Source organism: Gelidibacter salicanalis (genome assembly GCF_016469035.1).
GTDB lineage: Bacteria > Bacteroidota > Bacteroidia > Flavobacteriales > Flavobacteriaceae > Gelidibacter > Gelidibacter salicanalis_A.
In genome coordinates this window covers 82,545-94,591 of record NZ_JAEHJZ010000026.1, presented here as the reverse complement: position 1 = coordinate 94,591, position 12,047 = coordinate 82,545, and the positions used below count along the sequence as shown (strand labels likewise).

At 38.0% G+C, this 12,047-nt stretch carries 10 protein-coding genes; 8 read left to right on the top strand and 2 right to left on the bottom strand.

All coding sequences use genetic code 11. The features are described from left to right. Positions 1-296: 296 nt before the first annotated feature. From JEM65_RS11275 to guaB, 8 genes are all read left to right on the top strand, one after another. Entirely contained in the window at positions 297-3,191 is a 2,895-nt protein-coding gene (locus JEM65_RS11275; protein ID WP_199599468.1) for a TonB-dependent receptor, read from the top strand. A gap of 65 nt (positions 3,192-3,256) precedes the next feature. Next, positions 3,257-4,291 (top strand): quinone-dependent dihydroorotate dehydrogenase, encoded by a 1,035-nt coding sequence (locus tag JEM65_RS11270; RefSeq protein WP_199599466.1) that lies wholly within the window; start codon positions 3,257-3,259, stop codon positions 4,289-4,291. Positions 4,292-4,359: 68 nt separating this feature from the next. Next, positions 4,360-4,974 (top strand): LysE family translocator, encoded by a 615-nt coding sequence (locus JEM65_RS11265; protein ID WP_199599464.1) that lies wholly within the window; start codon positions 4,360-4,362, stop codon positions 4,972-4,974. 262 nt (positions 4,975-5,236) lie between these two features. Next, positions 5,237-6,097, top strand: coding sequence for a hydroxymethylglutaryl-CoA lyase (locus JEM65_RS11260; protein ID WP_199599462.1), 861 nt, complete (start codon positions 5,237-5,239; stop codon positions 6,095-6,097). 168 nt (positions 6,098-6,265) lie between these two features. Next, positions 6,266-7,441, top strand: coding sequence for a porin (locus JEM65_RS11255; protein WP_199599460.1), 1,176 nt, complete (start codon positions 6,266-6,268; stop codon positions 7,439-7,441). A 105-nt stretch (positions 7,442-7,546) separates the two neighbouring features. Then, a complete protein-coding gene (locus JEM65_RS11250) occupies positions 7,547-8,074 on the top strand; it encodes an FMN-binding protein (RefSeq protein WP_199599457.1) in 528 nt (175 codons plus the stop codon). 1 nt (position 8,075) lies between these two features. Next, positions 8,076-8,582 (top strand): hypothetical protein, encoded by a 507-nt coding sequence (locus JEM65_RS11245; RefSeq protein ID WP_199599455.1) that lies wholly within the window; start codon positions 8,076-8,078, stop codon positions 8,580-8,582. Positions 8,583-8,837: 255 nt separating this feature from the next. Next, positions 8,838-10,310 (top strand): IMP dehydrogenase, encoded by a 1,473-nt coding sequence (guaB, locus tag JEM65_RS11240; RefSeq protein WP_199599453.1) that lies wholly within the window; start codon positions 8,838-8,840, stop codon positions 10,308-10,310. A 126-nt stretch (positions 10,311-10,436) separates the two neighbouring features. Here the strand turns inward: guaB and JEM65_RS11235 are convergent, their stop codons facing one another. Next, a complete protein-coding gene (locus JEM65_RS11235; protein WP_199599445.1) occupies positions 10,437-10,946 on the bottom strand; it encodes a GreA/GreB family elongation factor in 510 nt (169 codons plus the stop codon). Between the two features lie 146 nt (positions 10,947-11,092). Next, on the bottom strand, positions 11,093-11,905 hold the full coding sequence (locus JEM65_RS11230) for a DUF6503 family protein (RefSeq protein WP_199599444.1): 813 nt from the start codon (positions 11,903-11,905) through the stop codon (positions 11,093-11,095). Between the last annotated feature and the right edge of the window lie 142 nt (positions 11,906-12,047).

Genomic DNA, 12,047 nt, shown 5'->3' with positions numbered 1-12,047 from the left:
GTAATTAAAATAGTGCAAGATGCAGCATTATTTCGATTACAAGCAAAAACTGGATTTTTAAAATCAGACCTACCTTCTTTTGCGATCAAGTGTCAACTTCACCCTATTGATTTTTTGCAATTTATAATTAAGCCCCTAGTATTTTTTAATAAAAGAGTTCCATCTAGCTTATAGCCATGCTATACGGTTTTATTGAAAAGTGATCTATAGCCGAATTGCTGGAGGATTTTCGAAATTTAGAGACGATAGAATCTAATAAAATAATTACTAATAATTAATCTTTAAATCAATGTATTATGAGAAAAAACTACGTTTTATTATTGTTGATTATGTTTTCTTATTCAATGTACGCCCAAAAAGTGACGGGTGTTGTGAAAGACGAAAACAACGCACCCTTAAGTGGCGTCACAATTGTTGTTAAAGGCACCTTGGTAGGTACCATAACTGATTTTGATGGTAAATACGAAGTGAAAGCTGTGCCGGGAGACAAATTGATTTTTTCTTATGTTGGTTATAATACTTTAGAAGAAACAGTAGAAGGCACTACGCTTAATGTAACCATGAAGCCTGGGGTGTCCTTAAATGAAATTGTACTTGTAGGAAGTAGAAACCCTGCCAGAACTGCCGTGAACTCTTTAGCTCCGGTAGATGTTATTGACGTGTCTGAAATATTGGGAAGCAGTCCACAGGTTAATCTCAATCAAATTTTAAATTTTGTTGCACCTTCATTTACGTCCAATACGCAAACCATTGCTGATGGAACCGACCATATTGATCCAGCATCCTTGAGAGGTCTTGGGCCAGATCAGGTATTGGTGCTTATTAATGGAAAGAGACGCCATACCTCTTCTTTGGTTAACGTTAACGGAACCTTTGGTAGGGGAAGTGTAGGAACAGATTTGAATGCAATTCCTACGGCAGCCATCAGACGTATTGAAGTGTTAAGAGATGGTGCAGCAGCGCAGTATGGTAGTGATGCCATTGCAGGTGTTATCAATATTGTGCTCGATAATGCGACCAACGAATTGAAGTTGAACATCACTACAGGTGCCAATTTTACTAAAAATGCAAATGAACAAACTGGTGGGGTGGACGGCGCTACAACAAATATCAGTGCAAACTATGGTTTAAAACTGGGAGACAGAGGTGGCTATATAAATTTTACGGGAGATTTTGATTACCGAGATGATTATAACCGTATGAGAGAATGGGAAGGTGATATTTTTAACAAGTATAACACTGTAGAACGCTTTGCCTCAGCTGATGGGTATGATCTGTCTAAGTTGTTGGATGACGATGTTAATGATGTGATAAACTACGGAAATCAAGCGGGTTTCAATCTTGATCCCAATGCGTCCAAAGCCGATTTACGAACCCTATTGGGCGCCAATAATACAGATGCTGAACTAGCCAGTAGAAATCTAAATCGTTCGGATTTTAACATGCGAGTGGGGCAATCTGAAGTGCGAGGGGGTCGATTTTTTACAAACTTCTCTTTGCCTTTAGATGACAATGGTTCTGAAATTTATTCTTTTGGAGGACTGAGTTCCCGTACCGGGAATTCGGGAGGGTTTTATCGTCTGCCCAATCAAAGCCGGACTTACACTCCAGCTTATATTAACGGATTTTTGCCAGAAATCAATTCGACCATTACAGACCAATCACTTTCTGTTGGGGTTAAAGGGAAATTAGGCGATTGGAATACTGATTTTAGCAATACTTATGGTAAAAACGCCTTTATCTACACCATTGGGAATACCTTTAATGCGTCACTGCAAAATGCCTCTCCAACCACCTTTGATGCCGGTGGTTTTAATTTTGCGCAAAACACAGTCAATTTAGATCTTAATCATTTTTATGAAGATATTTTTTCTGGACTTAACGTCGCATTTGGAGCAGAATATCGTCTTGAAAATTACGTAATATTTGCAGGTGAAGCAGCATCTTATTTACAATATACGGCTCAAGGAGAAGGGATCACTTTGGCTAGCCAACAACCTTCAGTTGACTTTTTTGGAAACAAAAGGCCAGGTGGCTCACAAGTGTTTCCTGGATTTAGCCCAAAAAACGAAGTGGAAAGAGGGCGTAACAGTGTCGCAGGATATATTGATTTGGAAGCTGATATAACAGATTCCTTTTTGTTGAGCCTTGCATCGCGATTCGAAAATTACTCTGACTTTGGTTCTACCATCAATTTAAAAGTGGCAGCACTCTTAAAAGTGAACGAAAGCTTAAACCTAAGGATCGCTGGAAATACCGGCTTTAGAGCACCGTCATTACACCAATTATACTTTAATTCTACCTCTACAATTTTTGACCAAGACGGAAATCCACAAGAAGTAGGAACTTTTGCCAATGATAGCCGTGCCGCAAAATTATTGGGCATTCCAGAACTAAAGCAAGAAACCTCAAAAAGTATTAGTGCAGGTTTTACAGTAAAATTACCTGAAGTGGGAATTAATATAACCCTAGATGGCTATTTTGTTGCTATAGATGACAGAGTGGTTTACACGGGCCAATTTTCTCCAAAACGTGATAGCAATGGAGTTCCCATAGATGCAGCAAATGCAGAACTGGCAAATTTATTATCTCAAGCCAATGCTACCGCAGCTTCGTTTTTTGCCAATGCAATTGATACGGAGTCTAAGGGAATAGATTTGGTTTTTACACACCGAATGACTATTGGAACAGATATGCTCCTAAAAAATGATTTAGCAGCAACCTTATCAAAAACAAAGAAAGTAGGAGCTATTAAAGCTTCTCGTGTACTAGAGAATGCGGACCAGGTAGATACTTACTTCCCAGAGGATAGCCGGGTATATTTAGAAGAAGCGGTTCCAAGAACCAAAGTAAACTTATCTCATACGTTGAGTACGGGCAATTTTAACTTCTTCTTGCGGAATGTCTTTTTTGGAGAAGTTACGGAAGCAACAACAAATATAGCTTTACAAGAAGTATTGAGTTCAAAAATAGTTACAGACCTTTCGGTAGGCTATAATTTAACAGATAGTTTTTTGATTACGGTTGGTGCCAATAATTTATTGGATATTTACCCAGATCGCTTGTTTAATGCTCCTGCTGGAACAGATGATAATCGTAGTGACGGACGTTTCGATTGGTCCAGAAGAGCACAGCAGTTTGGCGTTGGTGGACGGTTTTTATTTGCAAGACTTAGCCTTTCCCTTAAATAATAGCGATTAAATTAAATCAATATAAAAACTACCCTATCTTTGGGTAGTTTTTTATTTTACCATCTATGTACAAATCACTTCTACGCCCGCTGCTTTTTTCTTTTGACCCTGAGGCAGTGCATCACTTTACTTTTAAACTTTTGAAATTTGCTAGCAATGCTGGCTTTTCGGGCATTTTTAGAAATACTTTTCAAGTGGCTCACAAATCTCTTGAACGGGAACTGTTTGGATTGAAATTTCCAAATCCTGTAGGTCTTGCAGCAGGCTTTGATAAAGATGCCAAACTTTACAAGGAACTTTCCAATCTAGGTTTCGGGTTTATTGAAATTGGAACCGTAACCCCAAAACCACAACCTGGAAATGAGACGCCGCGTGTGTTTCGATTAAAGGAAGATTCGGCCATCATTAATAGAATGGGATTTAATAATGGCGGGGTTGAAGAAGCGGTAGAACGCTTAAAAGAAAACGCCGCAATAGGCCATAAGAATCACGTTTTAATTGGTGGTAACATTGGTAAAAATAAAATGACCTCTAATGAAGAGGCTGTCAACGATTATATGATTTGCTTCGATGCGCTTTTTGATTATGTCGATTACTTCGTCGTAAACGTAAGCTCTCCAAACACGCCAAATCTCCGAGCATTACAAGAAAAGAAGCCTTTAACCGATTTGTTGCAGACACTACAGAATAAAAATAACCTGAAAGAAAACCGAAAACCTATCCTTTTAAAAATAGCACCTGATTTGACTGATGAACAACTTTTAGATATTATTGATATCGTCTCAATCACTCAAATAGACGGGGTTATCGCTACCAATACGACCATTTCAAGAGATGGATTGCAAAGTGAAAATAAAGATGAAATGGGCGGTTTAAGTGGGCGACCATTAACCAAAAGAGCAACGGAAGTGGTTCGGTTTTTAGCTGAAAAGAGCAATAAAGCCTTTCCGATTATTGGAGTAGGAGGAATTCATAGTCCTAATGATGCCTTAGAAAAATTGGATGCAGGCGCTGATTTGGTCCAGTTGTATACTGGATTTATATACGAAGGACCACAATTGATAAAAGAAATTAATACAGCAATTTTAAATAGGGCATAAAACGCAATGACCTTATACGATAAAATGATGAAGTATCTCACAGATTAAGTTTTCAGTGCCACCTCACAATGATAGAAACGCTCATCTCATTTTCATTAGCTACCCTGGCACTGGCCATTTCTCCAGGACCGGATAATATATATGTCCTTACCCAATCGTTAATTAATGGCACCAAAAGCGGGATTGCTACAACTGCGGGCTTGATAAGTGGTTGTATTGTGCATACTACGTTATTAGCGTTCGGTATTTCTGCAATTATTACAGCTTCAGAATCACTTTTTTATGGCATAAAAGTGCTTGGCGCTTGCTATTTACTCTATTTAGCCTATAAAGTATATCAGAGTGATGACACCATTTTATTAACAGCATCAGCCCCTAAGAAAACATATATATCACTTTTTAAAACTGGCGTTATCATGAACTTGGTCAACCCGAAAGTTATGATTTTCTTTTTGGCATTTTTTCCTGGGTTTTTATGGAATGAAGAAGGAAATACCGTTGCTCAATTCTATATTTTAGGCCTTGTGTTTATGATCGTTTCTTTTCTAACCTTTAGCAGTATTGCAGTAATGGCAGGTCAGATTTCGAAGCTTATTCTAGAAAAAAAGGGCGTCGGTGTTTTTTTAAAATGGCTCCAAATACTCGTTTTTGTAGGTATTGCACTCTATATTATTGTTGTGTAATTATCGATTTTAATCGATGTAATTCTCTGTACAGAGAACATAAAAACGAAAATTCCAATAGCAAGGACATCATTCAATACGATTGACTAAAAAGGTTTCAGGACGATTACACTGCATTCCTTACCAAGGACGTCTAAAATATTTTACAAAGCAAAACAAGAATTACGTACAGGTAGTTCTGACTGTCCTTGAAAATCGATTTCTCCAATGTTTTTTTATAGGGAAGGATTCCTTCTTCAAATGAATTCCTATCTTTGAACCGATGCAACACGTAAAAATCATAGAATGTCCTCGCGACGCCATGCAAGGTATCAAGGACTTTATTCCAACTGAGAAAAAAGTACAGTACATCCAGTCGCTGTTGCGTGTTGGTTTTGACACTATCGATTTTGGAAGTTTTGTATCGCCCAAAGCCATTCCGCAAATGGTAGATACTGCTGAGGTGCTTTCTAAACTGGACCTGTCTAAAACCCAAAGCAAGCTTTTGGCAATTATTGCAAATACCAGAGGGGCCGAAGATGCATCTGTGCATCCTGAAATAAACTATCTGGGCTATCCATTTTCAATTTCAGAGAATTTCCAGATGCGAAATACCCATAAAACCATCGTAGAATCTGTAGTAACTCTGAGTGAGATTTTGGAAATTGCTGATAAAAGTCATAAAGAAGTGGTGGTTTATATTTCTATGGGATTTGGTAATCCATACGGCGATCCATGGAATGTGGATATAGTTGGCAATTGGACCGAGCATTTGGCAAAGATGGGGGTGAAAATCCTGTCGTTGAGTGACACTGTCGGAACGTCAGATCCGGAGAATATCAACTACTTGTTTTCCAATTTAATTCCTCAATATCCGCATATTGAGTTTGGAGCCCATCTCCATACCACACCAACCTCTTGGTTTGAAAAGGTGGATGCTGCCTATAAAGCAGGCTGTAATCGGTTTGATGGTGCCATTCAAGGATTTGGAGGCTGTCCAATGGCAAAAGATGAATTGACCGGAAATATGCCCACCGAAAAATTGCTCTCCTATTTTACAAGCAAACAAAGCAATGATCTCAATGCTTTGAGCTTTGAAAGTGCCTATAATGAGGCCACAAAAATCTTCACCAGTTACCATTAGTCCAAATTACAGAGGTTTATTGCTGTGTAAACAGCTGTTTATAACTGTTTTAAAATATTATTTTAAATTAATCTAAATAAGTTTTGTGAATATCAATTCGTGTTTTATTTTTGTCGAATCTTATTAATCAATATTCATTCTAAATAAAAACATACTTAAACTCTCAAAATGAAACATATCACAATGGTCATAGCGCTGTCAATTTCAGCAATTACATTTTCACAAACAGTTCCAGATTCCTTAAACAACAATCAACCAGATCAAAATTCAGCCCAGCGCATTCTTTCTGGCAATATTAGTTCAGGGGTCACGGTAGGCGGTTATGGGGAGATCATTTATAATCAACCAGAAGGTGGTAACGGAGAACTTGATGTTCGACGGTTGGTATTATTATTCGGATACAAATTTAACGATAAAGTGCAATTTGTTACAGAAGTAGAATTTGAGCACGTTAGTGAAGTGTATGTTGAACAAGCATTTTTACAATACAGTTTAAACGATAATGTAAATCTTAGAGGAGGATTAATGCTTGTTCCAATGGGCATCATTAATGAATATCACGAGCCTACTACCTTTAATGGTGTAGAGCGACCAAGTATGGACAAAAGTATTGTACCAACAACTTGGAGAGAGATAGGTGTGGGTGTGGCCGGTAAAGTGGACGATGCGTCGTTGCGTTATCAAGCATATATCTTTAACGGATTTACCTCTGTTAATGGTTCTAAATTTTTAGGTGGCAAAGACGGCCTGAGAAATGGACGTCAAAAAGGAATTGAATCGAATGTTGATACGCCTAACTTCTCAGCAAAATTAGATTATTACGGACTACCAGGCTTGCGTTTGGGGTTGTCAGGTTATGTAGGACGTTCTCAAGCTGAAGATGATGTGGAAGAATTGGATGGCTCAAGTGTTGGCATCTCTATGATAGGTCTTGACGCGCGATACACATTCAAACGTTTTGCCGCTCGTGGTCAATTTGTGCATTCATCTTTAACAGATACCGAAGCTTATAATGAATTACATTATGATCTAGTAGCCAGTCCAACCCAAGGTTTGGGAAGCACAATGCAAGGTTGGTATGTAGAGGCTGCTTATAATTTACTGCCACTTACCAAAGAGCAACAATTGTACGCATTTGCGCGTTATGAAGCATACGATACCAATACCTCAGTTAGCGGCGATTTATTAGTAAATGACGTGTTTAATAGAAGCGATTGGACCGTAGGTTTATCTTATAAATTAGCACCGGGCGCTGTATTAAAGGCAGATTATCAATTTAAGGATGATGCCACATCAGCCAGTTTGGCTAACCAACTAAACCTTGGTATTGGTGTATGGTTCTAATAATAGCCGATAAGTAATTATCAGTCACTAGCTAGAGCAAAAAAAAAACGCTCTAGCTTTTGGCATATTAATTGGTCAAGAGAAACAATTAAATATCTTTGCGACATGAATTTAAAATTTACAATCATTCTTTTTATTCTTACGGCGTTTCAAGATGTTGGATTGCCTAAAAACATACAGAAGAAAGTTGATAAAGAAATAACCGAAACTTTTCAGGCGAGTACTTATAAATTCGAAGCATTTAAAATTCCCACGGAAGTTGCGAAAGATTTACCGTCGCCCTTTGGATCGGATAATTTTTTTAAAATTCATTCCAACAATACCTTATTAGGCTATGCATATGTGGCTAAAGCGGCAAGCAAAACAGATGAATTTGATTATTTGGTGTTGTTAAATCCTGAATTAATTGTGTTGAGTACAAAAGTGCTGATTTACCGCGAAGATTACGGTGGTGAGATTGGAAGCAAACGTTGGCTAAGACAGTTTACTGGTAAAACCCAAAACGATGAGCTGCGTTATGGCGATAATATTATGGCCATTTCTGGAGCAACAATATCAGTAAGATCAATGACTGCTGCTATGAATGATCTCTTAAAATCGCTAAAAATCCTTCATTCTAAAAACATCATTTAGTATGCATCTAAATGGCTTGATACATACGTTTCCCAAAGAATTTAAGCTCTTAATTGCAGCGTTTATAGTCGTTTTGAGCATCGGATTTTATACGGGCTTACTTTTTGTAGGCAATACATCGGCAACCCAACCCAATGGTATTGAGGAGCAATATTTAGGAAATGAAAGCAATGAAGCCGCTACGGTGATGAAATTTAAAAAAAGTGAGCAGGAGATGCTGACTCTGGTGCATAATCACATCCTGTCCATGTCCATTATTTTCTTTTTAGTAGGGTTGATCTTAAGTACCACCCAATTACACAAAAAGCTAAAAATGTTTTTAATTATTGAGCCCTTTCTATCGGTCATCTTGACCTTTGGCGGACTTTATTTATTGTGGTCTGGGCTTTTATGGATGAAGTATATTGTCATGCTTTCTGGGATTTTGATGACCTTGACGTTTACATGTTCAGTAATGATTATTTTAGTTCAATTACTTCAGTCTAAAAATCAAACAGGGAAAGGATAATTTTTATTTTTTAGCTTTCACTGTTTAAATTGCATTCTTGATTAGACTTACAAGACTTCCTCAAAAAAATCCAACGAGTCACACCGTATTTACATTGGGCTATTTTATTGGGCCTTGGGAAGCAAGTATCAAAAGTTTAAATTTTATAAAATATAAGTGCAATTACAATTCAAGAAAATAATTATTTTAAGAGAAACATAAAACTATTTTCGCTATAAATATTGTATATTTGCACGCAATTAAACCGTAATTGCAATGACAGCACACGAAAGCAAAATAGTAGGTGAGGGATTAACCTATGATGACGTCCTACTAATTCCCGCCTATTCCGAAGTCCTTCCTCGAGAGGTCAATATTCAAACCCAGTTTACACGTAATATCAAGATCAATATTCCTATTGTATCCGCCGCTATGGATACGGTTACTGAAAGTGCAATGGCTATTGCCATGGCAAGAGAAGGAGGTATTGGGGTGTTGCACAAAAATATGAGCATTGCACAACAAGCCAATGAGGTGCGTAAAGTGAAGCGTGCAGAAAGCGGAATGATTACCGATCCGGTGACCTTGCCTCTGACTGCAACGGTTTTAGATGCGACCCAAAATATGGCAGAACACAGCATTGGGGGGATTCCTATTATTGATGATTACGGTGTTTTAAAAGGTATTGTGACCAACCGCGATTTACGCTTTGAAAAAGATGGCTCACGTGCGATTGTGGACGTAATGACCAAAGATAAATTGGTAACAGCACCTATCGGTACCTCTTTACAAGATGCAGAAGGGATTCTACAAAAGAATAAAATTGAAAAATTGCTTATAGTTGACGCAGATTATAAGCTTGCTGGTTTAATCACCTTTAGAGATATCACTAAACTAACAACCAAGCCAATTTCTAACAAAGACTCTTTTGGGCGTTTGCGCGTTGCTGCCGCAATTGGTGTCACTGCAGATGCGGTAGATAGGGCAGAAGCACTTGTAAATTCTGGTGTGGATGCGGTAATTATTGATACGGCACATGGGCATACTAAAGGTGTAGTGACCATACTTAAAACCATCAAAAAACAATTCCCTGATCTCGAAGTTATCGTAGGTAATATTGCTACAGGCGAAGCTGCCAAATATTTGGTTGAAGCTGGCGCAGATGGCATAAAAGTGGGCATTGGTCCAGGTTCCATTTGTACAACTCGCGTAGTAGCAGGCGTTGGTTTTCCGCAGTTTTCTGCAGTTTTGGAAGTTGCAGCAGCTATAAAAGGTTCTGGAGTTCCGGTAATTGCTGATGGTGGAATTCGTTATACAGGTGATATTCCAAAAGCTATTGCAGCTGGGGCGGATACTGTGATGTTAGGGTCTTTACTGGCAGGAACAAAAGAATCTCCAGGTGAAACTATTATTTATGAAGGTCGTAAGTTTAAGGCTTACAGAGGCATGGGGTCTATAGATGCCATGAAACAAGGCAGTAAGGACCGTTATTTTCAGGATGTCGAAGATGATATCAAAAAATTGGTGCCAGAAGGCATTGTAGGTCGCGTACCTTATAAAGGTGAAGTCATAGAAAGTATCCACCAATTTATTGGAGGATTGCGTGCAGGTATGGGCTATTGTGGTGCCAAGGATGTTGAAACCTTAAAGGAAACGGGACGATTTGTAAAAATCACCTCTTCGGGAATCAATGAAAGTCACCCACATGATGTGACCATTACTGAAGAATCGCCAAATTACTCACGATAAAATTACGCGTTCGGCATTTAGGTCGAGCTTAGTATATACAAAACACGACCGGAATTGGTCGTGTTTTTTATGGAATGTTTCGAAATTTCTTTAATAGTGTGGTAAAGTCTACGTGTATAGTTCCAATTAAATATAAGGATATTCAATCTTGATGATTTCAAAGCTGCGATCTTCTTTTGCCAATTTAAGAACGGCAATCTCTCCCACCTGCTTGTCGGTCAATAATCTCGCAATTGGTGATAGAAATGAAATTTTTCCCTTTGAAATGTCAGCTTCATCCACCCCAACAATCTGATATTTTTGCAGTTTTTTATCACTGCCAATCTTTAAAGTGACCTGTGCGCCAAAACGCACTTCGTCTTGGGGCTGGGTAGAAAGATCCACGATTTTAGCGGTTAGAATGCGATTGTTTAAGAGTTGCAATTTTGCATTGATATAGTTGGTGGTAATCCGTTTTTCCTTTTCATTGATAGCCTCTAATTGATCGCGCTCTGTCGTTAAACGCTCTCTTTCATCTAACAGTTCGTCCATACCTACTTGGGTCACATAGTTAATGGCGCCTTCAGGCAAATCTGCTCTTGGGGGTACCATTGGTACCTCTTCCTGATCTTCTTCCTTTACAAATCCTCTGCTCATAATTAGTGTTTTTGAAATGTTCTTCTACAGAATTGGTCTTATCAATTGCCAAAACGATGATCTAGTAAGATACAAAAGATAATTCTAAACCATGGATCGGTTTCCTCCATTTATGGACCCAATGCCGTATTACGGGGGAAACGGCGTTATTTTTGAAACTCTTCTTTAGTTAAATTATTATCGAACTTAATGTCAGACCATGTAACCACTATCCAAGGCTCCTCAGAGATATTAGCATCCCAAGTGGATTTTTTATACTTACGTCGTGTTGGTAAAATGAGGCCATCAATCGTTTCGTATTCAAGTATCATTAGATATGGCGTTTCAATAACATCATAGTCTGCCACTGTAAAAAGGAATTGATCTACCAAATTGGTCTTTTTATTAATATACAAATGATAGATGTCCGTGGCTTCTTTATTCGCAATATCAAAAGTGACTTTAACGATGTCATAGGCTTGGTCATTTATCGTTTTTTCTCCCAAATGTTCATATTTTAAACCATCGTCCAAAAGTTTCTGCATCATGGTAAACCAATAGAAATTTGTGGGTCTATTGAAGACAACGCCTTTTAAAAGCTGGTCATCATTCAAGATTTTTCCATTGTGTTTTAGCCAGAATTCATTACCGTCATAGCCTTGTTCCATCAAGCCCTCAAGTTGGGGAAAGGTTCTTTCGTGTATGTTGTATGCGCCGTAAGATAACTCTCCGTCAAAAATATACTTTTCTGTCACTACATCTTTTTTGCCATCAAGTGTTTGATAGGTGTAGGTATAGCTAACATCTTTTTTGTCAGCGAGTTTATTGTAATTGCCCACTTTTTGAGACATAGTATAAACCAATTCGTGTGCTTTATTTTGAAAGTTTGACGTAGTTTCCTTTTGTGGAATGGTTTTCTGGTTATTACCGCATGATAGTAGTGATAAGCCTAAAATGACAGCTGATAATGTAATTTTCATTTAATTTTTATTTATGGGTATATTCAATAATTTATTTCAGCAGTGTCCGGTAAAATAGGTAAAAAGTTTGCAAACTCAATAAAAGCAAGACCTGGTTCGAGATCTTGAAAAATGACACCTTGTTTTTTAAAACCAATTTCAC